The following is a 24,514-nucleotide window of genomic DNA, read 5'->3' as shown; positions in this document are numbered from 1 at the left end:
TTTGATTTTTGTTCATTTTTTCATCCTGGCGCAGCAAACATCATTGCATAACGGAGAGGGAGAAACAGTTTCCTACTCTTCACCATTTCCTTGCTTTTTGCAAGAGGATTGACAGATAAAATGTAATTTATTTTATCTTAATTTGTTTAAGGTGATTCCTATCAAATCCGGTCATGGTCATTTCGGTCAAAATCAAAATAAAAAAATAATTTCACGCTATGTAAATAAGTCATTTTGTGTCATTGTCATTTTGTGTCATTTTCGTTTTTGAAAGAGAAAAGTGCTCTATATAATAAATAAATATTTATATTTATTTATTATATAGCGGCGGAAATGACATTGAATTTCAAAAATGACACAAAATGACAATGACACAAAATGACACTTTTTCTTTTTCGTGCTATCTTGATAGTTCATGAAAAGGAAAGTTGTACGCCAAAATTCAAGGTTTACGTATTCCGCACATACACAGCAACTTACAGTACTGTTTCTTGTCATTCTTGACCTGTTTCCCTTAACAAGTCATTCTACAAATGAACAAACAGCCGAAAAATGTCGTATCTTTGCAGAAGAAAAGCAGCACTCGGCAATTTGAAAGCAAGCTTTCATTGCGCTCGTTTGCATTTTCTTTGCACCGTCAACCAATGAAAGTGCCCAGGGAGCCTCGCAGGAGGCATCTATTACGACCAAGGGCGGTCACAATAGACGACAGGCGCCGGTCATCTATTAAGACCCAAAAGGTGGCACTATCGGGCAGCTGACAAAGTATTAAACTATCATTTCTAAAACCTACAGAACTATGATTAATTACAGCATCGTAAAGCGCAGCGTGAACGCAAACCTCATCGAAATCAACCAGGCAAAGTCACGCATCAACCAGGCAAAGAAGGAGGGCAAGACACCTCAGCCAGCCGTCATCAAGGCCATCAAGCAGGGCAAGGACAACGTCGACATCAGCAAGCCTGCTTCTCCATCTACTGGCGGCAGCACCGAAGGCGGCGGCACTGGTGACGGAGAATAATTTTAGTCAAGAGTATTTTTGAGTCAAGCCTGATTTTTGTATTGTGGTCATTTTGGTCATGGTCATTTTGGTCAAACTCAACTTTTGATGACCTTTCGCAAGATTAAGTCATTAGTCATTAGTCATTTTCGACTTTGGAAGCCATCTTTGACAGACAGGAACAAAAAGGCATAAAAAAGCGGAGCACGATTTCACAACCACACTCCGCGCAAACTTAAACAACCAATAAAAGAAATAGATTGATCGTTCAATTTCTGTTCTGTATCTGATGAAGAGTTAACAGCGCACTCCGCTACGCACGGCGGAGTGCAGCCGTTTGAAATATTACGGCATTATCGGATGAACAGGAGCTCACGATACTTAGGCAGCGTCCAGAGCTCGTCGGCTACGGTGAGCTCCAACTTGTCTATCTGATAACGGATCTCCTCCATCTTTGGAGCCACCGTGTCGTGGTAAGCGATTGCCTTGTCGTGCTCGCTCTCTATCTTGTTGGCCACCTTGCGGGCATTGACCAACTCCTCGACACCGGTCTCGATGATCTGTGTGCGCTCGGCTATCTTCTTGATGATGTTGATGTTGCGGGCGGTGAGCTTCTTGCCCTCGTCCTCGCCGAAGATGTCGATCATGTTCTCCACATTCTTTGCCAACTGGCTCTGATAGTGGGTGGCGACAGGGATGATATGGTTCATGGACAGGTCGCCCATCACACGGGCCTCGATCTGTATCTTCTTGGTGTAGGTCTCCCACTTCACCTCGTTGCGGGCCTCGAGCTCGTTCTTCTTCATCACACCCATGCTCTCGAACATCTCGATGGATGCTGGGTCGAGATAGCGCTCGAAGATCTTAGGACAGCTCTTCTCGCAGTCGAGTCCGCGCTTGGCAGCCTCTTCCACCCACTCGTCGCTGTAACCGTTGCCGTCGAAACGGATAGGCTTGCAGGCCTTGATGTCCTGACGAACGATGTCGATGATGGCTGAGGTCTTGTCCTCGCCCTTGGCGATGAGTGCGTCGACACGCTTCTTGAAGTCGGTGAGAGCTTCGGCTACTGCGGTGTTCAGCACGATCATGGCTGAGGCACAGTTGGCCTCGCTACCTACGGCACGGAACTCGAAGCGGTTGCCGGTGAAGGCGAATGGTGAGGTACGGTTGCGGTCGGTGTTGTCAATCATCAACTCAGGAATCTCAGGAATGTCGAGCTTCATGCCCTGCTTGCCAGCCATGACGAAGAGGTCTTTCTTATCTGCCTTCTCGATATGGTCGAGCAGGTCGGTGAGCTGCTTGCCAAGGAAGGAGGAGATGATGGCTGGTGGTGCCTCGTTGGCGCCCAGACGATGAGCATTGGTGGCACTCATGATGGATGCCTTGAGCAGACCGTTGTGACGGTATACGCCCATGAGGGTCTCGGTGATGAAGACTACGAAACGAAGGTTGTCCTCTGGTGTCTTGCCTGGACCATGGAGCAGGATGCCGGTATCGGTAGAGAGACTCCAGTTGTTGTGCTTACCCGATCCGTTGATGCCTGCGAAGGGTTTCTCGTGCAGCAGGACACGGAATCCGTGATGGCGTGCCACCTTCTTCATCAGGCTCATGAGGAGCATGTTGTGGTCGACAGCCAGATTGGTTTCCTCGAAGATTGGTGCCAGCTCAAACTGGTTGGGCGCTACCTCGTTGTGACGTGTCTTGCAAGGGATGCCGAGTTCGAGTGCCTGTATCTCGAGGTCTTTCATGAAGGCCTGTACGCGCTCGGGGATGGCTCCGAAGTAATGGTCGTCCATCTGCTGGTTCTTGGCTGAGTCGTGACCCATCAGGGTGCGGCCTGTAAGCATCAGGTCGGGACGGGCTGCATAGAGGCTCTCGTCGACGAGGAAGTACTCCTGCTCCCAACCCAGGTTGGAAATGACTTTCTTCACATCGGGATTGAAGTAGTGGCATACGTCGGTGGCTGCCACGTTGACGGCATGGAGTGCACGGAGCAATGGTGCCTTGTAGTCGAGTGCCTCACCGGTGTAGGAGATGAAGACTGTAGGAATACAGAGTGTATCGTCGATGATGAATACTGGCGATGTAGGATCCCAGGCAGAATAGCCACGTGCCTCGAAGGTGGAGCGGATACCGCCTGATGGGAATGAGGAGGCATCTGGCTCCTGCTGTACGAGCAACTTGCCTGAGAATTGTTCGATCATACCGCCCTTGCCGTCGTGCTCGATGAAGGCATCGTGCTTCTCGGCTGTGCCCTCGGTAAGAGGCTGGAACCAGTGTGTGTAATGGGTTACGCCATTCTCGTCGGCCCACTGCTTGATGCCCTTGGCCACGGCGTCGGCGATGTTGCGGTCGAGTCGTGCGCCATTGTCGATTACGTCTACCAGTTTCTCATAAACATTGGCTGGCAGATACTTGTACATCTTCTGTCGGTTGAATACCTTCTTGCCGAAGAACTCACTGGGTCGCTCACCGGGAGCTGCCACTTCAGCTGGCTTTCTCTTGGAAGCCTCTGATACGGCTTCAAATCTTAAATTGCTCATACCTTTATATATTTTATGTTGAATTATTTTACTGATTATTCTTTCCCCATCCACTTGGCGATTCGCTGCATCGCCTCGCGGCAGTCATCGTGCTCACCAAAGGCAGTGAGACGGATGTAACCTTCGCCTGAAGGACCGAATCCTACGCCCGGGGTGCACACCACGCTGGCTCCATAGAGCATCTCTTCGAAGAACTTCCAGCTGGGGGTGTTGCCAGGGGTCTTCACCCAGAGATAAGGTGCATTCTCGCCGCCGTAGACGCGGAAACCGAGGCGCTGAAGCTCTGCCCTCATGTAGTGGGCGTTCTCCATATAGTAGGCGATGGTGGCCTTCACCTGTTCCTTGCCCTCGGGGGTGTAGATGGCTTCGGCTGCGCGCTGACTGATGTAGCTGGTACCATTGAACTTGGTGCACTGGCGACGGTCCCAGATGGGGTTGAGTGCTACTTCCTCGCCACTCAGCGTCTTGGCCTTCAGTTCTTTGGGAACGATGGTATAACCGCATCTCACACCCGTGAAGCCTGCCGTCTTGGAATAGCTGTGGAACTCTATCGCCACCTTGCGGGCGCCTCTGATCTCGTAGATGGAGTGTGGTATCTCGGGATCGGTGATGTAGGCCTCGTAGGCTGCGTCGTAGAGGATGATGCTCTCGTTCTTGATGGCATAGTTCACCCACTTACGAAGCTCGTCCTTGGTGATGACGGTGCCGGTGGGATTGTTGGGATAACAGAGGTAGATCATGTCTACACGGTGGTCGGGAATCTGGGGTGTGAAGTCGTTGCCTTCATTGCAGGGCATGTACACCACATTGCTCCAGCGTCCGTTCTCGAAGACGCCCGCGCGTCCTATCATCACATTGCTGTCGATGTAGACAGGATAAATGGGGTCGGTGACGCCGATGTTGTTGTCCCATCTCAATATCTCCTGTATGTTGCCGGTGTCGCTCTTGGCTCCGTCGTTGACAAACACCTCGTTGACATCGAGATGGATGCCGCGTGGCAGGAAGTCGTTCTTGATAATCGCCTCGCGCAGGAAGTCGTAGCCTCGCTCAGGACCGTAGCCTCGGAAGGAAGCCTGCACTGCCATCTCTTCCACTGCTTTGTGCATGGCCTGGATAACGGCCGGACAGAGAGGCTGGGTCACGTCGCCAATGCCCAAACTGATGACTCGCTGCTTGGGGTGCGCTATCTTGTAGGCGTTCACCTTCTTGGCGATGTCGGCAAAGAGATAATTGCCGGGAAGCTTCAGGAAATGTTCGTTTACTAATGCCATATTCTTATTCTCCTTTTATTATGTATATTTAAGTTTGCCGTAATTTTTGTTCTTCACTCTTCATTCTTCATTCCCCGGCAGGGGAATTTCTCCCTCGAAGGCGAAGGCTGCCGGGCCTGTCATGTAGACATGGTCGTCGGCCTCGCTGTATTCGATCTGGAGTGTTCCGCCATCCATCACTATGTTGCTCTTCCGGCTGGCACGTCCTGTGAGGAAGGCTGCCACAGCCGTGGCGCAGGCGCCTGTTCCGCAAGCCATCGTGATGCCGCTGCCCCGTTCCCATACCCTGGTGCGGATGGTATCGGCATCGGTGAGCTGCGCGAACTCGATGTTGCAGCGCTGGGGAAATGCCTCGTTGTATTCGAGCAGCCTGCCGTAATGCGCGATGTCGATGGTGTCGATGTCATCGACAAAGGTTACGAAGTGAGGATTGCCCATGCAGACATAGGTGCCTTCGAAGATGCGCTCGTCGGCGACAAGCACCGAAGGGCCTACGAACTGCTCCTGGTTCTGGAGTAATGGCTTCAGCATGTCTACCGTCACCGATTCCACCTCATTGCCATCCTGAATATGCAGTTTCAGTATCTTGACACCCGAAAGGGTTTCCAACCGAATGGTGTCCATGTGGGTGAGTCCTTTCTCGTAGAGATATTTTCCGATACAACGACTGGCATTGCCGCACATCATGGCTTCGGAGCCGTCGGCATTGAATATGCGCATCGAATAGTCTGCACGTCTGCCGTCGTGGGGCTTGCCTATGAGAACCAGTCCATCGCTGCCTATTCCTGTATGGTAAGCACTCCAGGCTATGGCGGCTTTCTCGGGATCGGGAATGTCGTAGAGCTGTGTGTCGACGTATATGTAGTCGTTGCCGGCTCCCTGCATCTTGGTGAAATGAACAGTTCTTCTCATATTGCGTTGTTGTTTGCCTTTTTGTTCCACTTCTTGTTATTGTTTGACTTTTTGTTATGTTATCCGCCGTTTCAATAACTTTTTGTTTCTTTTCGTGTGCAAAGATACGACATTTTGTTTTCTTATCCGTATTTTTTCATGCAAAATAAATCTAAAAATATACTCATTCTTACAGTTTGCTATATATGAGTAGTGTTTTAATTACAATTTATCACCATTGAAAGCTCACGTCATGATAGTTTGCTCTTGTTTTCGTGTTTCGTGGTTTCATCTTCGTGCTTTTTCATGGCTTCCTGCTGTCATAATGCAAAACGTTACCTCCTTTATACAGAAAGTAGCACTCCATTCGCGCATACATGATAGAAACTTTCGATTTTTGCAAGTTTTTCCCACACGCCCTGAAGGGGCAGAAGCTCTTAGCCCAGGGCATCGCCCTGGGTAATTACGGCAGCAAACCTGTCGCCCTGTAAGGGCAAAAGCTTTAAAATACCGGACAATATACAAAGCTTTTGCCCTTACAGGGCGCCTTTCTGATTGTCATTGTACCCAGGGCGATGCCCTGGGCTAAGAGCTTCTGCCCTTTCAGGGCGTGCTGCTTCTGGAAGCTTTTGGGCCTTCAGCCCGTACTTAAACCACTTGCGAAACTTGAGTCAAAGAATTATTCCTCATGAACCTCGCTCAGCATCTTCTCTATGAGGCGGGGAACACCATAACTGTCTATTTCCGGCTCGGGAATCCAGATGTAATCGGGAGGAAGGAGCGGACGACGAGAAACCTCGAGAAGATAGAAGTCGGCAAGAAGAATGCGATGGGTGAGAACATGCTTCACACCCTGCGACAGAAGACGAAGATGAGCATCTGGTGCACCGCAGTCCAACTGCTGCAACAACTCGGCAGGCGTGGCAGCACGGGTGCCGTCGGGAAGCGAGGCATTGAAAGGCTCCCACAACCCCTGCCAGATATCGCCCTCGCCCCTGCGATGGATGGCGGTAAACGCCTGCGAGGAAGCCGACTCCCTACACCTTATATATATAAAGGCGAGACGACGCGTCTTGATCTGAAGCTTGCGTTGCTTCACGGGCAACTCCTCTACCCTGCCCGTGCGGAAAGCCTCACAGCTCTCCATCAGCGGACAATCGGAACAACGGGGCGACAGAGGCGTGCACTGCAAGGCGCCAAAATCCATGATGCCCTGATTGTAGGCTGAGACCTCGGAAGGAGGCAGGAGCGACTGAGCCAAGGCTGCAAACTCCTTCTTGCCCTGCGTGGAGTTGATGGGGGTGGAGACACCAAAGTGGCGCGACAGCACGCGATACACGTTGCCGTCCACCACTGCCGCCCTGATGCCGAAAGCAAAGGAGGCAATAGCTGCTGCGGTGTAGTCGCCCACTCCCTTCAGCTGTCTGATGCCTTCGAGTGTGGAGGGGAACTGTCCCAATGCCACTATCTGACGGGCGGCGGCATGCAGGTTGCGGGCACGCGAATAGTAGCCCAAGCCCTGCCAGAGCCTCAGCACCTCGTCCTCGCTCGCCGAAGCCAAAGCCTCGACAGTGGGAAAACGGCGCATAAACCGCTCCCAGTATTCCCATCCCTGGGCGATACGCGTCTGCTGCAATATCACCTCGCTCAGCCAGATGGGGTAAGGGTCGGTGGTGTCGCGCCAAGGCAAAGCCCTGCCGTTATCGCGAAACCATGAAAGAATCGCATAAGAAAAAGTAGTATTCGACACCATATCCACTGGCTTTTATTTACTTATTGAACTTCAGCAAGTTCTTACTTACCTTTTTACTTTTTTACCTTTTTACTTTTTTACCTTTTTACCTTAAAAAAATTACGGCTGGCACAGCAATGCGCACACCCTGTCCTGAAAACGGCGGGCATTGACGGCATGCATGATGCCATTGTTGAGAATGACGAAACACAGGTCGTGCCCGTTGGCTGCCGTACAATAGCCGGCAAGGGTGATGATGCCTGTCAGCGTGCCCGTCTTGGCCCGCACGTTGCCGCTTGCCGAAGTGCCACGCATTCGCTTCCTCAGCGTGCCGTCGATGCCGGCAATGGGCAGAGAGGGACGAAGATGAGGATAAATGTTCTCGTTGAGATAAGCATAACGCAGGAGCTGACATTCCTGTTCGGCACTGAGATAATTGTAGAGCGAGAGGCCCGAGCCGTCGGTCAACCTGCAGCGCGAAGCATCCAGTCCGAGCTTGCGCAGGAGCTGTCGCTCCACGCTGCGCGCACTCTTGGCGCTGGCAGGACGGTTGCCCGTAGAGGCGGCTATCTGATAATACATACTCTCGGCATAGAGATTGTCGCTCTCCTTCATCATCTTGTGCATGATCTGATCCATGGTGTGGAAGCGCGTGCACACCGAAAAGGCGCTCTCAGGACAGCGTTTCACCTGAGGCGTGTCGGTCTCGAGCACGATGCCTGCATCCTTCAGCCTGTCGACGAAACGATCCATAAACCCGTCCTTTCGGGCAAAGACCAAAGGCGAAAGCACAGGATTGTCGTCGTCCCAGCACCAGCCCTCGCCCAGGAGATCGGCGTCCTTCATCGAGCGGTCGGCATAGATGCTGCCACGGATGGTGTCGACACCCATGTCTTGCAGACTGCTCACAAAAGCCCGCATGTCGTCGTTGTTGAATCGCGGATCCATGCCGCCCACGCAGTACACGTCGCCCTGGAGCACACCCTCCTCTATCTTGCCCGTGTACTTGAGCTGCGTCTTAAACTGATAAGAGCCGCCCAACCTGTCGAGGGCTGTGATGGCTGTGAGCAGCTTCATCGTGCTGGCAGGACGCATGAGCTGACGCTCGCGATGGCGATAGACGCACGAGTCGGCCTGCAAGTCCCACACCATGATGGCAACCTGCGAAGTCTCGAACATATCGTTCTGTAAGAGACGGTCGAGCCCCTGCCTTACATTCTCGGGCCAAGGCAGGCGCAAGTTGCCGGCTGTGATGGGATCGACAGCCAACGAGTCGGCAGCTAAGGAGTCGGCACAGAGTGTGTCTGCCGCCGCCTCGCTTTCGTCCCTGTCCTCTACTACTTCCTCCTCGCCCGCCACCAAAGGCGCAGCGCTCTTCTTCACGTCCTGTGCTCCTACAGGAAGCGAAAGCATCGCCACCATGCAGAGCAACCAAATATATCTGTATTTCATTCTTTTATCTTGTAATGTTCTTTTTATTTTTTTTCAGGAGTTAAGGAGTTATCGCTCCCTGCGGTCGCTGAGGAGTTAAGACCTTTCCCCAATTCTCTCCGCTATTGCCTTTTTCATTCCCTCCTCGTTGTCGGGCTGAACCGTCACCATGTTGCCAGCTCCGTATTCGATGAGCAGGCAGTGGTCGAGACCGAAGAAGCACCGTATGCTCTCCACCCTCACCACATCGCACAACGGCACATTGCGGTTCGTGGAGAAACGTCCCTCGTCGATGATAAGGAAGTCCATCTCCTCGTCGCGGTCGATGGGTTTCACACGGCGGATGGTGTACGTGGTATGCAGAATGCGCTCTATCATTCCCACGATGACGATAGCCACCAAGATGCCCAGAATAGCCGTCTTGACCCAAAAGAAATATACGGCCAAAGCCGTGAAAAGCCCCATGCCCAAACGCACTGGAAGCGTGATACGCTTATGAAATGTTCTGTCTCTCATTGTCATTTTCTACAAAAAAACACTGCAAAATTACAAAAAATATGGCTTTTAATGCTCACTTTAAAGATAAATTATTACTTTTGCAAACAATTAGGATAAAATCCATTAAATTAGTTTAAAGTAAACTCAATGGTTTATAAGTATGATTTTCTGATTATCGGTGCAGGAGTTGCCGGTATGAGTTACGCTCTGAAAGTGGCCAGAGCGCAGAAAGGTAAAGTGTGCATGATCTGCAAGACATCGCTCGACGAAGCCAACACATCATTCGCACAGGGAGGCGTCGCCTCAGTCACCAACCTCGAAGTGGACAACTTCGACAAACACATCCAGGATACAATGATTGCTGGCGACTACATCAGCGACTACAAAGCCGTGCAGCAGGTTGTCACCAAAGCACCTGAACAGATCAAGGAGCTGGTGCAGTGGGGTGTCAACTTCGACAAGCAGCAGGACGGCAAGTTCGACCTTCACCGCGAGGGAGGACACAGCGAGTTCCGCATCCTGCACCATGCCGACGACACGGGAGCCGAGATTCAGCGCGGACTGATGGAAGCCGTGCGCAACAATCCTGACATCGACATCAAGGAAAATCATTTCGCTGTCGAGATTATCACACAGCACCACTTAGGCGCACGCGTCACACGCCGCACTCCTTACATCAACTGCTACGGAGCCTATGTGCTCAACCCCGAGACCCAGAAGGTGGACACCTATCTGAGCAAGGTGACAGTGATGTGCACAGGCGGCTGCGGAGCTGTCTATCAGACCACTACCAACCCCGTGATCGCCACGGGCGACGGCGAGGCTATGGTCTATCGTGCCAAGGGAACAGTGGCCGACATGGAGTTCGTACAGTTCCACCCCACAGCCCTCTTCCACCCAGGCGAGACTCATCCTGCCTTCCTCATCACCGAAGCCATGCGTGGCTATGGCGGCATCCTGCGCCTGCCCAACGGCGAGAGCTTCATGGAGAAATACGACAAGCGACTGAGTCTGGCTCCACGCGACATCGTGGCACGTGCCATCGACAAGGAGATGAAGAAGCACGGACTCGACCACGTATGCCTCGACGTCACTCACAAGAATCCCGAAGAGACCAAGCACCACTTCCCCAATATCTATGCCAAGTGCCTGAGCATCGGCATCGACATCACCAAAGACTACATTCCCGTACGTCCGGCAGCCCACTATATGTGCGGCGGCATCAAGGTCGACCTCAACGGCTGTTCGAGCATCAACCGCCTGTATGCTCTGGGCGAATGTTCGTGCACGGGTCTGCACGGCGGCAACCGTCTGGCAAGCAACTCGCTCATCGAGGCTGTGGTCTATGCCGACACAGCTGCCAAGCACAGCATCGAGCATGTCGACGAATACGACTTCAACGAAAAGGTGCCTGCATGGAACGATGAGGGAACACTGACCAACGAGGAGAAAGTGCTCATCACACAGAGCGTCAAGGAAGTGGGCGAATGCATGAGCAACTACGTGGGCATCGTGCGCAGCGACCTCCGACTGAAACGTGCCTGGGACCGACTCGACCTGCTGTACGAAGAGACCGAGAACCTCTTCAAGCGTGTCAAGGTAAGCAAGGAGCTCTGCGAGCTTCGCAACATGATCAACGTGGGTTATCTCATCACCCGCATGGCGATAGAGCGCAAAGAGAGCCGTGGTCTCCACTACACCATCGACTATCCCGTCCACGCCTACGACAAGAAATAAGCAGAGGAGTCGAAGCTGCTCGGAGGAGTTAGAGAAGTTACTTAAGAACAATATATATAGGGGCGAACTGCACTTAGCAGTCTCGCCCCTAATTTGTTTTTACAACACAGCAACAGACACTATTCATCCATATCTATTGTTTTGCCACACTACCTCGCTTTTGTAGCACAATCATCTTCATTTCATTACAATAAACATGCGTTTTATAACAAAACGTAAGATAATCAGGTACAAGAAATACTATTTTTCCTGTATTTTCTTGCATGCTTTAAAAAAATTAACTACCTTTGCAGCACATTTATTTGACATTCGTTAATATGTACGAGGGTGAGACGAAAGACAAAACAATGTTCACATAGAGAATACTTATACTATTAATTTTCCCTCTAAAGAGATTATCAACATGAGAAAGAGAGTTTTGAGCCTTGCTCTGCTCTGTTGCTTTGCCCCCCCATTTGGGCTTATTCATGCAGCCGAGACTGAGCAAGCAGAATTCTTGGTTTTAAAGATGGCCGACTCCAAGACGGCAGAGTTCAAGTTAAGTACGCGACCCGTCATCGCTTTTTCTGATGACAAGTTGCAGATTACATCCAATGAGATTTCCACCGACTATCCACAGAGCGATGTAACCGAGTTTTATTTCACAGCCATTTCCACAGGAATTGAGGAAAAGGTAAATCCTTCCACCATGAGTTTTAGTTACACCGACAACGCCACTATCCGCATCAGCGGCTCAGCGGCTGGCGAAGCTGTGCTCTACGATGCCAACGGCAAGTTGCTACAGCGACAGAAGGTAAGCGGCGGAAACGCCACCATCAATGTGGCCTCTTACGCACCGGGTGTGTATATTCTGAATCTGACCAACGAACATTCCTTTAAAATCATCAAGAAATAATGAAGAAAACTTTACTTTTATTCACATGCCTTCTTGCCTTCATAGCCATGCCTGTACTGGCACAGCAGAAAACAGTCAAGAAGCGCGTTACCTTTCAGCTCATCAAAAAGCGTGGCGCTGACGCTGCCGTAGCTGGCAAAAGAAAAGCTGCCGCAGCCGCACAAGCTGTCGCCAATATCAACAACAGTGTGCTGCTGGCTTACTATCCTGCTGCCGGCTCAGGAGTAGAAGGATACGAAAACTACTATTTGATTCTTTCGGACAAGGAAGATGTAAGCTACAATGCCAACGAAGGACAGATCAATGCCAAAAGCGCTGCTGTAGCCGAACTCGATCTTTATGCGCCAGAAGGAACAGGCATCGACCTGCCTGCAGGAACCTTCGCAGCCTCTGAAGGCAACTTGTACTACAATCCCGAGCTTACTGTCGTGGAGAACTTCGACGACAAGGGCAACAGCGACGGCGGTGTGGACATAACAAGCGACATCACCGTGAGCAAGGCAGAGAACGACGGAAACGTAACCTACACGCTCTCGTTCTGCGATGCCAACGGTACACAGTATTCGTACGTCGGCGATATGGTATTCAACAATATGTCAGCGGGAAGCTCTGATGTATATCCTCAGATTTCGACAGACATCAACACCACTTTCCATGGCGGTATCGGCTACTATTACGGCAACCTCATGGATTCTAAGACCGGCAACATGGTACTCAACCTCTACGACGGAGAGTACGACACCGAGACTGGCGGAATGACAGGCAAGGGACACGACCTCGTCATCAACCTCTACAACCGTCTCTTTGGCGACCCTAAGACCGCCACTGTCGTGCCAGGCACCTATACCGTAGCACGCAACTTCAAGGTAGGCACTTTCTTCCCAGGTATGGAAATCGACTACAACGGCATGACTGTCGTAATGGGAACCTACGTGAAGCGCCGCAAGGCCGTGACAGGAATGGACACCGACTACGACTACTGCTACATCACCAACGGAACCATCACCATCGCCGACGGCGAGAAAGAGGGAACCTTCGACATTACCGTAGACTGCACCACCGACCGCGGACACAAGGTGACAGGCACAGCCAAGGGCATCTCGTTCATCTACTACGATAAGTCGGAGAAAGACGACAAGGACGTTGACTCCAACCTCGAGGAAGATGTACATCTCAAGTTCGACCGCGTGGAGAAGTCACGCATCTACTCGCTCGGTGTGCAGAACGGTGTTCAGGTATTCTCTGTCGACCTCGGTTCGCCAAGCGGCAAGGACGACCAAGACTATACTGGTGACCAGGATCTGCTGCGCATGGAATTCCAGGCAGCCGAAGGCAGCCAGTATCTTCCCGAAGGCACCTACACCCTCATGGAGGAAAGCCATCTGTGGACCAACATGTATGCTCCATTCATGATGACCCGCGGCTACTTCTACAACAACGGCGAGCGCACAGGCACACGCTACCATCACTTCCGCAAGAATCCAGACCCTGCCACCCGTCTGCCATGGGTAGTTGACAAGTGGGCAACAGTCTACGCAGGAACCGTGGGCGTAAGCAAGACCGACAACACACACTACAAGTTCGTCATCAACCTCTTCGACGGCAAGGGCTTCCAGATTACGGGCGAGTTCGACAAGGAGATGGAATACAATTACGAACCATCTTCCATCACTGGCATCGAAGGCATCAAGGCCGACTTTACCGGCAAGACCGAAATATACTCTGTTGGTGGACAACTCATGCAGACCATCGACGGCACCAAGGCAGCCAGCACCGCCAACCTGCCAAGCGGCATCTATATCGTAAAATCAAACAACAAAACCACAAAAATCGTAAAGAAATGAAAAAGTATATAGCTACAGCTGCACTCTGCCTCGCAACAGTGCTCCCCACATTCGCACAGACAAGACGCGTGATGACCGTTCATCAGAAGGACGGCACAACCAAAGTATATAAGGTAAACAGCATAGAGAACGTCACCTTTACCGACGAGGCTCTCGCAACCCTCAGCAACCAGTGGGCATACAACGACGACGTAAAGGATCTCAGCAAGGTAACCATGCAGGATGTCAACGGCTCATACGAGTTCGCACTCTATGGCAGCGACAACGATACAAAACCTGTATTCGAGCTGACCATTCCAAAGAGTCTCATGGGTCAGAATATTATGCTTGGCTCTGACGACGCTCAGGACGTAAAGGTGGCTTACAATGGCGAGACTCCTAAGCTGACTGGTACGCTCCAGGCTAAATTCGACAAGTTCAAGAAGAACGTCACCATCACACTTGAGGCTGAGACTGCCGACTACAGCGACCTGCGTTGCAAGTGGACCAACAGCGCGTTCACCCAGATTTACACTGCCACCAACAGCATCAAGACCACCAATGTGAACGACGTGAAGACCTATAACATTGCTTCTGCCCTCGTGCTCAACCCAGCCACTGTAGGTGCGGCAACAACCTTCGCCTTCGGTGATGTCGAGGCTACCACAGCCGACGGTTTGCTGGCAGGCAAGATTGGCGTTGCAGTAAGCATCTCGGCTTCCAAGCTCTACAATGGAACTATCGACCTGGCTGCCGATGCCGACAGCTACACCCTGAAGTACATCGACTACGCCACACGCGTCACCTACGAGAAGGTTAAGGCCGGCACTATCACCACCGCAAAGGACAAGGACGGCAAGCTCTACATCAAGATCAATGCCACCTTCGACGACAACCGTACCATCGAGTTGGAGTATTACGGTACAACCACTGCCGTAGAGAGCCTCGAAGGAATGACTCCTGCTGTGGTAAGCAACAGCTACAAGTTGTACAACCCTGACGGAAGCATCCTTATAAACCAGGACATCTGCAAGGTGCTTTTTAAGCAAAAGAGCAACATCTACACATTCTACCTTTATGGAGGTGAGTTCTCAAGCAAATATGGAAGCGAAAAGGTAACACTGCAGGTAGATGAGAGTTTCATCAATGCTGGAACCATCAATTTGGCTGAACTGAAAGACGGCGACAACTTCCAGGTGAAATACTCAGACGTACAGTTGTATTCTCCAGATGCCAAATATGGTGGATTTAACAACACTCCAGACAACGGTACATTATCCATCAAGAAAGACGCTGCCGGCAACTATGAAATCTCACTGGATGTTGTCAACACTTATACCAACAAAAATACACCAAATGGTGCTGGTAACAAGGAGCGTTTGGTATTCAATTACAACGGAGCAGTAGAAGCATACTAATAAACAGATTAAAAAGAAAAAGTAAGAATTAAGAAATGAATAAGAAAGCCATTCTTATGGCATCATTCCTGCTTGTCGGCAGTTTCAGCTTTGCGCAGAAGCTGTCGCCAAGCACAAGCATGATGCTTCACGAAGCAAGAACAGCACAGAAGAAAGCCAAGGCTGCAAATGCTACCCCACAGACTGTCAGCGCATTCATCACCGTCAAGTCGCAGGATGCCATTGCCAAAATAGAGGCTCTGGGAGCCAAAGTGAACTCGCGCATCAGCGAGACACTCGTCACTGCCGACATGCCCCTGTCTGCCATCGAACCTATTTCCAATCTCGATGAGGTTGTTTCGGTTTCGGTAGGTACTGAGGCCAAACTGCTGATGGACAACGCCCGCAAACTGTTGGGCGTAGACGACTGTCACCAAATGACAGAGAATAACGGTCCCTACACCGGCAAAGGCGTAGTCATCGGTATCGTGGACAACGGATTCCAGTACGACCATGTAGACTTTCTCAATGCCGACAAGAGCGACACTCGCATCAAGCGCGTATGGGATCAGCACGGCACTGGCAATGCTCCCGAAGGTTTCGGCTATGGAGCTGAATACAAAACCACAGCCGAGATAAGAGCTGCAAAATATGACCTGACCAGTGGCTTCCATGCCACCCACGTATCGGGCATTGCCTCGGGCAGCGACAAGAGCACACCTTACTACGGAGTGGCTCCCGATGCCGACCTCGTGTTCGTGAGCTTCAAGACCACCAATGCACAGATTGTAGATGGAATCAAGTATGTGTTCGACTATGCCAAGAGCGTAGGAAAGCCTGCTGTTGTCAACATCAGCCTCGGCTCACACATGGGTCCTCACGACGGAAGCTCCGACACCGATCTCTCGTTTGCCAACCTGGTTGGTCCGGGCCGCATCATCGTTGGTGCCGCAGGCAACGAAGGTCTTGACAAACTGCACGCCAGCAAGACCTTTACCGCCACCAACAAGCAATTGAAAACCATGTTTGACTATGGCAGCGAACAGGCCAACAGTTCCTACAAGCAGGCTTACGTCGACATCTGGGCCGAGAAGAACTCAAAAATTTCCGTTAAGGCTGTTGTCGTAAACACATTCAACGGTAAGATTATCGCATCTTCTGACGAAGTTTCCAACGATGGTAAGAAAGAAGTGGACTGGGTTGCCCCCGACGGCAGTGGCGTAGTGGTTCAAGTAGGTTTGTCGCTTCAGGAAAACCCTGTCAACGGTCGCACCAACGTGCTGCTCATGAGCCGTGCCACTTCCATTAACACAGGCTTTGCCATCGGTGTTGTGGTGACTGGCGAGGCTGGCAAGACCGTACACATGTGGAACAATGCCGCCTCTGGCGAGTTCACCAGCTTCAACAAGCGTGGCTGGACCGACGGCGACACCAACTGCACAGTAGGCGAGCTGGGCGGCGAGAGTCCTGATGTCATCTCTGTAGGTTCGTTCAACTCGAAGGTACAGTACCAGCCCATCAATTTGCAGGGCACACAAAATGCTTACGGCCTCAACGAGGAGCTGACGGGTAAGTTCCTGGAGCACTCCGCCTTCTCAAGCTACGGTCCTACTGCCGATGGTCGCGTCAAACCCGACATAACAGCTCCTGGCTGCATCATCGTGTCAGCAGGTTCAAGATATTGCTCAGGATGGAGCGACGACACCAATGTCATTGCCCGCACTGGCAACGATCTCTATACCAACGACGTAGGTACTTCTATGGCTTCGCCTTACGTGGCAGGCGTCGTAGCTCTCTGGCTGCAGGCCAACCCCAACCTGACACCTAAACAGGTGCTTGAAGTCATCGGCAACACAGCTGTCCAGAATGACGATTATATGCCAACAGGACAAATCTTCCCCAACAACACATGGGGCTATGGCCGTATCAATGCCATCAAGGGTCTGAAGCAACTGCTCGGCACAACAGGCATCGATGATGTCAAGACCACTGAGTCTATGTACCGCATCATAACCGACCGCCAGGCTCGCACCGCCACATTCTACATTGGCAGCGACAAGGGTCAGGCTCGTGTAGCCGTCTACAACCTCACTGGTCAGTTGATGTATTCTGCACCTATCAATAGCAACGGCGAGACCATCAGTCTGTCAAGCCTGCCCCACGGCGTGTATGTATTCAAGCTGACACAGGGAAGCAACACACAGACCATCAAGTCTACATTGTAATCTCTCTGTCTGAGATAACTCTATCCAATAGGAGGGTGTGTCATAAATCTGTGACGCACCCTCATTTTTATTTTCTTACCTTTCTCAAACCTGCCTACAGCCCGTGCAGCCTGTTTGACAACTTTGGATTATTATACGCCTCAATGAGCTGATGACCAAAATCATACTCTTGACCGTCACTTAATTGTTCCATCATCAAAAAAGCCTCCTAAAGGAGTGAGATTCTCGGATTTTATTTGTACTTTTGCCATACCATTCAGAGTTTTATTGGTCTTTTAATTGCAACACGAAGACAAGCGAAATTTCTGACATGGTCCAATCCGAGCAACATATGGTTGCTCAGGGTGCTTATAAAATAGATAAAAATATAGTGTTGCGTCAATTAGGGTGAAACAACTTAAAGAAAATGAAGGCATAGAGCGCAGTTTGTTGCTCGCAATGGCTGTTATAGCGGGATTGACCGTGGCTAATTGCTATTACAACCAGCCTCTTTTGGAAATGATACGTCACGACATAGGAGTGAGCCAGCATGAGGCGAACCTCATAACCGTTGTCACACAAACAGGCTATGCACTTGGGTTGTGCTTCCTTATCCCTATGGGCGACCTCTACTCACGCCGTCGCATAATTGTTGTGAACATGACCATAGCTGCCATGATGGCCATAGTCATTGCTGTTGCCCACAAGGTGTGGCTTATTTGGGGAGCCTCCCTCTTGTTGGGAGCCTGTTCCGTTATTCCACAATTTTTCATACCGATTGCAGGACAATATTCCGAGAAGAAAAACAAAAGCAGGAATATGGGTGTCGTTCTGTCGGGATTGCTAACCGGCATTCTCGCATCGAGAGTGGTTAGCGGTTATGTTGGCGAATGGTTGGGTTGGCGCGAAATGTTCTTCATCGCAGCTTTTGTGATGGTGCTGTGCATGGCTCTTACGCTTAAGATTATGCCACAGATAAAGAGCAACTATGTGGGCACATATAGGGGCTTGATGGCCAGCGTATTCAATATTGTGAGGAGCAATGGACGCATACGCCTTTATGCCATGCGTGCCGCCTTTAGTTTTGGCAGCATGATGGCCATTTGGTCGTGCCTTGCCTTTAGGTTGGCACAAGCTCCGTTCTTTTCTGGCAGCGAAATGGTAGGCACGTTAGGACTGTGCGGCATAGCTGGGGCTATTGCGGCAAGCGGTTTGGGCAAACTCGTCAATCGCTGGGGCATAAGAAAGATAAGTTTTTATGGTGCATGCCTGCAGCTTGTGGCGTGGGCTGCGGCCTGTCTGTTTGGCGACACTTTCATGGGACTTGTTGTAGCCATCATCTTGGTAGATATAGGCTTGCAATGTCTGCAACTAAGCAATCAGAGTGGCTGCATTCAGGAGATGCCTCAAGCCTCCAACAGAGCCAACACCATATTTATGACTACCTATTTTATAGGCGGTTCCTTTGGCACCTATTGTGCCGGATTGGCATGGACACACCATGCATGGACGGGAGTGTGCGCTGTGGGAGCTATCCTGGCTGGAATCTCGCTATGTATAACATGTTTTAACCGGAAGAAAATTTAAGTCTTGACTGTCCTAAAAATCTACAACCTACACTATTTTTGATATTTTGTACACCTTATTATATATAGGGGCAAGACTGCAAAGATGCAATCTCGCCCCTAACTTGTTTTTACTCAAATTTCGCATGTTCTATAACTTCCCCATTTGCGAAAGTTGAGTAACATTATCAAAAAATAAGGGTGATATGTCAGAAAATCAAGCTAAATCAAGTTCTTTCAAGCTACTTTTGTACGCAATTAGAAACAATAACTAAAACAATACTTCTTTCTGAAAGAAGCATTCAACATAATTATTTCACCTAAACCTAACAACAAGCAAATGAAGTGTAAACAGAGAAACAGATGCAACAGCAACATGATGCGTGTTACATCGACACTGGCTCTTGCCACAGGACTTCTTTTCCCAGCACCGATTGCCATACAAGCAAGCGGAATGCAGAATGCCAACATTAGTGTACAACAAGACAATGTCACCACAGGCCGCATCATCGATGAAAATGGTGAGCCTCTTATTGGCGTAACCGTGCGCGTGCTGAAAGGCAACTCAGGAACCGTGACCGACATTGACGGAAATTACTCTTTACGTGTGGCTAAAGGCACACAACTTAAAATCACCTACACTGGATACAAAGACCAGATTATACGAGCAGGAGGCACGGCTCAGATGCAGCCAGACGAACTGAACCTCAACGAGGTGGTTGTGGTAGGTTACGGAGTTCAGCGCAAAAGCGACGTAACAGGTGCCCTCATCCGCGTGGGAGAGAAAGAGATGAACGAGCGACCTGTGGGCAACGCCCTTGAAGCCATGCAGGGCAAGGCTGCCGGTGTGGACATCACAAGCAACGAGCGACCAGGAGAAATCGGCAACATCACCGTGCGTGGTGTGCGCTCCATCAATGCCCAGAACTCACCATTGTATGTGGTGGACGGAATTCCACTGATGTCGGAAAGCGGCATTGAGACCATCAACCCTCGCGACATCCAGAGCATCGACATTCTGAAAGATGCCTCAGCCACAGCCATCTATGGTAGCCGTGGAGCCAACGGTGTTGTGCTCGTTACTACCAAGCAGGGCGAATCGGGTAAAGCCAAAGTGAGCTACAACGGCACCATGACCTTCGAAACTCTCGAAGACTACTCACGACAGATGAACTCGGCAGAATACATAGAATGGCGCAGATGGTCGTACTACTATCTGAACCCTGACAGATATCCACGTGCCGACCAACCTACGATAGAGAACGACCGAGAGATATTCAAGGCTGAAGCAGATCCTACAGCATGGAACAATATCATGAAAGGATGGGAAGGTGGAACATGGGACGGCTCGAAAGTGCCTACATTCGACTGGCAGGACATGGTAACACAAACCGGTATTACCCACGAACACACACTCAGCGTGAGCGGAGGAAACGACAAAATCAAAAGCTATCTTTCTTTCGGAATCCTCGACAACAAGGGAACTATCCGCGGACAGAGCTATCGCCGCTACTCTTCCAAGATAAGCGTTGACGCCAAGCCTGCCAAATGGTTTAACCTGGGAGCCAACATCAATGGTTCTTACGGTCTGCAGCAATATGGTTCTACAGCCAGCTCACAAGGTTCGCTGCTCAAGGGCTTGCCATCCAACCTTTACTATGCTGCCACAAGCGAATTCCCCTATGCACAACCCTACGATGAGGACGGCAACCGTATCACCAACCCTGGTGGCGACGATATGGTAAGAAATATCGCCGACGAGTGGAAACACAGTACCAACGAGCGCCGTATGTTCCGCGTCATCGCCAGCCTCTACGCACAGGTAGACTTGGGCGAAATATGGGAACCTCTCAATGGTCTTCGCTATCGCCTCAACTTCGGTCCTGACTTCCGTTATCGCCGCACAGGAACATTCCGCGACAAGGAGTCAACCAGCAGCCAGGGACAGAACCATGCCTCCAACGCCAACAACTCCAACGTATCGTGGACCATGGACAACCTGATCTACTACAACCGCGACTTCGGACAGCACTCGCTCGGACTCACCCTGCTCGAAAGTGCCACCAAGTACCGCAAGGAAGGTTCCAGCTTAGCAGCCAACGGCATTCCTTACGAGCCTTCTATGTGGAATGCTTTGGACAAATCGCAGATTTCACAGCTTTCCGACTGGGGTACAGACCTCGTAGAACGCCAGTTGCTCTCTTACATGATACGTGCAAACTATAGCTTCGCCGACAAATATCTGCTTACATTGAGCGGACGATGGGATGGCGCCTCACAGCTTGCTGACGGCCATAAATGGGCTTTCTTCCCCAGTGCAGCCTTAGGCTGGAATATGCAACAAGAAGATTTCCTCAAGGACGTAAGTTGGATCAGCCAGTTGAAACTTCGCCTTGGCGTCGGTGTGACAGGCAACTCTGCCATCGATCCCTACCAGACCAAGGGTGGCGTGGCTTCGCTCTTCTACCCCTTCGGCAGCAGCCTGCAGCCAGGTTACGCACCTTCTGAGCCTATCGTTGCTGACGGCAACCTGCCAATGGCCAACACCGCCTTGGGATGGGAGAAAACCACACAATGGAACCTCGGTATTGATTTCAGCTTCCTTAAAGGACGCATCGGTGGTGTCATCGATATTTACACATCTAAGACCAAAGACTTGCTCATGCAGATGAGCATTCCATCTATTAATGGTTACAAAAACACATGGGCAAACATCGGTGAGACTTCCAACAAGGGTATCGACATTACCCTCAACACAGTCAACATCACCAACAAGGACTTCAGCTGGACCACATCGCTCAATGTTTCTTATCAGAAAGACAAGATCGACAAGCTCGCCAATGGCAAGGAAGACGATATCAACAACAACCTATTCATCGGTGAGGCCATCAACTCGCTGTACGATTATCAGTTTGGCGGTATCTGGCAACCAGAAGATGCTGAGCTCATGGCCAAGTTCAATGAAAACGGCAACAAGTTCTCGGCAGGTATGATTCGCCCCGTCGACCAGAACGGCGACAACCGCATCGATCCTAACAACGACCGCGTAGTGATAGGAAACACCAATCCACACTGGATATTGGGTATGACCAACACCTTTACCTACAAAGGCTTCGACCTCAGCTTCATGCTCTACGGCCGATTCGGCTACAAGGTGAGCACAGGCGGCGAGTGGCAGGGCGGACGCTACATGCAGCGTGCCATCAACTACTACAATGAGAACAACCACCATTCAGAATACCAGAAGCCTATCTACAACATCGGTGGCGGCGACAGCTACTACAAAATTGCAGGCTACAAGGATGGCGGATTCATCAAGGTACGCAACATCTCGCTCGGCTACACATTCCCCAAGAAACTCATCAGCCATCTCGGTGTGAGCAACCTTCGCGTTTATGTACAGGCCAAGAATCCATTTAGAATCTACTCGGCAGTGAAGTTCCTCGAACTCGATGCCACACAGGCCTATACTTCCAACTGGAACCGCGGCTGGACCATCGGCTTGAATCTTGACTTCTAAAAATCTAAAAAAGAAAGGAAACTAACAATGAAAAATAAATATATACTGAACGCACTGATATTAGGAACTCTCTCTATGAGTACTATTTCGTGCAGCGATTTCCTCAATGAGGAACTTACGACCAAGCGTAACACAGAATATCTGAAGACAGAAGAAGGAGTAGCCGACCTGTCGGTAGCTCTCTACGAGAACTTACGCTATCATTTTTCCAAAGAAAACTGTATAGCATTCACAGAGAATGGAGTTGACGAGTTCACAGTGGGAGGAGACGGATCCAACGCTTCGTGGAACAGCTACGACGGAAACTATGGTCCTACTGTAACAAGCAACTCTACCAAGCCCGAAGATCTATGGGACGAGATGTATGTAGGCATCAGCAATGCCAATACCCTCATACAGAACGTGAAGGAAGGCGGCTTCACCAGCGAGGCCACCATGGAACATTTAGGTGAGGCATACTTCTTGCGTGGCTTCAACTACTATACACTTGTTGCACAGTTTGGCGGCGTGCCGCTCAAGCTCACACCAAGCACCACACCGCAGCGCGAGTTTACACGTGCTTCGGCAGAAGACTGCTACAAACAGATCGTAGAAGATCTGAAACAGGCTTACACACTGTTGCCCGCCACAGCAACCAAAACTGGCCAGATGACCAAAGATGCCGCTGCCCACTTCCTTGCCAAGACTCTGCTTTCAAGAGTTAGCGAGCGCAACGACGACTGGAACGCAAGTTACAAGGAACAAGACCTGAAAGACTGTCTCACCTATGCTCAGGAAGTAATCAGCCACCATGCCCTTGCGCCCAACTATTCTGACCTCTGGAACTACACTGGTCCTGACGGAGCCAACGAGAAGCTTGATGAGATCATCCTCGCAGCCCAGTTCAACGCAGACAAGTCGGGCAATACAGGCAACAGCTACAACCAGACTCACCTTTACTACATCTCCATCTACAAGGATCTGCCTTACATGAAGCGCGACATTCCTGGAGAGCGTGAGTATCAGCGTCTGCGCACTTCCTACTACACTTACGATGCGTACGACAAAGTCAACGACTCCCGTTTCTGGAAGAGCTTCAAGACCAAGGCTGCTGTCAACAACCCAAAGAACAGCACTTATTACAAGAAGGGCGACCTCGGAGTGATGTACGTCATCAACAAGCCTGGCGACACACGATATTCCAACGTTAGAATGAACGACGAGGTTGTCTATTCCAAGACAGGCAAGACCATTCCTACAGTCTTTGTGGCTTATCCTGCCAACAAGAACCAGGCTGGCGACAATGCGATGCTTGACTTCACACAGTTCTATCCCTCACTGAGCAAGTTTATCGACGGCTATCGTGAGAGCGTGACCGACCGTGTAGGAACACGCGACGGCATCTTGGCAAGAGTGGGCGAAACTTATCTCATCGCTGCCGAAGCTTTAGTTCGCCAGGGCAAATATCAAGAAGCCTTGGGCTACATCAACACGCTGCGCGACCGTGCCGCATACAAACAGGGCGAAGACCGTGAGCATCACGTCGATGGTGGCGCTGCCTACAAGTCTGGAGCTCCAGGCTACAAGGACAACGGCGAGAACACTTATATGGCAGAATGTTCATACTACGAGTCAAACGGAATAGCCGAAACCACAGCTCCTACAAGTCTCAAGATAACAGACATCAACAATCTGCCTGCCGAAGACGAAGCTGTCATCCGCAAGCTCGGCTATACATCTGCCTACGACCGCATGCTCTGCTTAGTTCTCAACGAGCGTACACGCGAACTTTGCGGCGAATTCCAGCGTTGGCAAGACCTGGCACGCACCAAGACACTCGTTGCCCGCGCACGTGCTTTCAACTCTATCGCCGCAGCCAACATCAAGGACTACATGGTGCTCCGTCCTATTCCTCAGACTTATCTCGATGGAATACAGAAGAACGGACATGCCCTTACTACTGAGGAGAAACAAGAACAGCAGAATCCTGGATGGTAAGTTTCCACGGAAGTTTAAGAACTAACGAAA

At 50.7% G+C, this 24,514-nt stretch carries 15 protein-coding genes; 9 read left to right on the top strand and 6 right to left on the bottom strand.

Annotation, left to right across the window (positions count from 1 at the left end):
- The first annotated feature begins 799 nt into the window (after window positions 1-799).
- On the top strand, window positions 800-1,021 hold the full coding sequence (locus P3T48_RS02580) for a hypothetical protein (protein WP_276505517.1): 222 nt from the start codon (window positions 800-802) through the stop codon (window positions 1,019-1,021).
- Between the two features lie 332 nt (window positions 1,022-1,353).
- On the opposite strand, the gene P3T48_RS02575 is transcribed toward P3T48_RS02580, so the two are convergent.
- From P3T48_RS02575 to P3T48_RS02550, 6 genes are all read right to left on the bottom strand, one after another.
- Window positions 1,354-3,543 (bottom strand): glutamine synthetase III family protein, encoded by a 2,190-nt coding sequence (locus P3T48_RS02575; RefSeq protein WP_276505516.1) that lies wholly within the window; start codon window positions 3,541-3,543, stop codon window positions 1,354-1,356.
- Window positions 3,544-3,578: 35 nt separating this feature from the next.
- Window positions 3,579-4,814, bottom strand: coding sequence for an LL-diaminopimelate aminotransferase (locus tag P3T48_RS02570; RefSeq protein ID WP_276505515.1), 1,236 nt, complete (start codon window positions 4,812-4,814; stop codon window positions 3,579-3,581).
- Between the two features lie 60 nt (window positions 4,815-4,874).
- Window positions 4,875-5,726, bottom strand: a complete 852-nt coding sequence (gene dapF, locus P3T48_RS02565) for a diaminopimelate epimerase (protein WP_276505514.1) — start codon at window positions 5,724-5,726, stop codon at window positions 4,875-4,877.
- Window positions 5,727-6,384: 658 nt separating this feature from the next.
- The gene (mutY, locus tag P3T48_RS02560; RefSeq protein WP_276505513.1) at window positions 6,385-7,458 is read right to left on the bottom strand and encodes an A/G-specific adenine glycosylase; all 1,074 of its coding nucleotides are present in this window, start codon (window positions 7,456-7,458) and stop codon (window positions 6,385-6,387) included.
- 99 nt (window positions 7,459-7,557) lie between these two features.
- Entirely contained in the window at window positions 7,558-8,889 is a 1,332-nt protein-coding gene (dacB, locus tag P3T48_RS02555; RefSeq protein WP_276505512.1) for a D-alanyl-D-alanine carboxypeptidase/D-alanyl-D-alanine endopeptidase, read from the bottom strand.
- 75 nt (window positions 8,890-8,964) lie between these two features.
- The gene (locus P3T48_RS02550) at window positions 8,965-9,384 is read right to left on the bottom strand and encodes a hypothetical protein (protein ID WP_217757850.1); all 420 of its coding nucleotides are present in this window, start codon (window positions 9,382-9,384) and stop codon (window positions 8,965-8,967) included.
- A 129-nt stretch (window positions 9,385-9,513) separates the two neighbouring features.
- Here P3T48_RS02550 and nadB point away from each other — a divergent pair, with 129 nt between their 5' ends.
- From nadB to P3T48_RS02510, 8 genes are all read left to right on the top strand, one after another.
- Window positions 9,514-11,103 carry an L-aspartate oxidase gene (nadB, locus tag P3T48_RS02545; RefSeq protein WP_276505511.1) on the top strand — a complete coding sequence of 530 codons (1,590 nt, stop codon included), beginning with the start codon at window positions 9,514-9,516 and terminating at the stop codon, window positions 11,101-11,103.
- Between the two features lie 403 nt (window positions 11,104-11,506).
- Window positions 11,507-11,998 carry a T9SS type A sorting domain-containing protein gene (locus P3T48_RS02540; protein ID WP_276505510.1) on the top strand — a complete coding sequence of 164 codons (492 nt, stop codon included), beginning with the start codon at window positions 11,507-11,509 and terminating at the stop codon, window positions 11,996-11,998.
- Entirely contained in the window at window positions 11,998-13,842 is a 1,845-nt protein-coding gene (locus P3T48_RS02535) for a T9SS type A sorting domain-containing protein (RefSeq protein WP_276505509.1), read from the top strand. The genes P3T48_RS02540 and P3T48_RS02535 overlap by 1 nt, the downstream gene beginning before the upstream one ends.
- Complete coding sequence (locus P3T48_RS02530; protein ID WP_276505508.1) at window positions 13,839-15,239, top strand: hypothetical protein; 1,401 nt, start codon at window positions 13,839-13,841, stop codon at window positions 15,237-15,239. The genes P3T48_RS02535 and P3T48_RS02530 overlap by 4 nt, the downstream gene beginning before the upstream one ends.
- A gap of 35 nt (window positions 15,240-15,274) precedes the next feature.
- Window positions 15,275-17,443: a S8 family peptidase gene (locus P3T48_RS02525; RefSeq protein WP_276505507.1), complete on the top strand. Its 2,169-nt coding sequence runs from the start codon at window positions 15,275-15,277 to the stop codon at window positions 17,441-17,443.
- Between the two features lie 387 nt (window positions 17,444-17,830).
- Window positions 17,831-19,009 carry an MFS transporter gene (locus P3T48_RS02520; RefSeq protein WP_276505506.1) on the top strand — a complete coding sequence of 393 codons (1,179 nt, stop codon included), beginning with the start codon at window positions 17,831-17,833 and terminating at the stop codon, window positions 19,007-19,009.
- Window positions 19,010-19,327: 318 nt separating this feature from the next.
- Window positions 19,328-22,507 carry a SusC/RagA family TonB-linked outer membrane protein gene (locus P3T48_RS02515; protein ID WP_443217158.1) on the top strand — a complete coding sequence of 1,060 codons (3,180 nt, stop codon included), beginning with the start codon at window positions 19,328-19,330 and terminating at the stop codon, window positions 22,505-22,507.
- A 27-nt stretch (window positions 22,508-22,534) separates the two neighbouring features.
- The gene (locus P3T48_RS02510) at window positions 22,535-24,484 is read left to right on the top strand and encodes a RagB/SusD family nutrient uptake outer membrane protein (RefSeq protein WP_276505505.1); all 1,950 of its coding nucleotides are present in this window, start codon (window positions 22,535-22,537) and stop codon (window positions 24,482-24,484) included.
- Window positions 24,485-24,514 lie beyond the last annotated feature (30 nt).

It is taken from the genome of Segatella intestinalis (assembly GCF_029348455.1).
Lineage (GTDB): Bacteria > Bacteroidota > Bacteroidia > Bacteroidales > Bacteroidaceae > Prevotella.
The sequence above is the reverse complement of the archived record's forward strand: the minus strand, read 5'-3'. Positions and strand labels throughout refer to the sequence as shown.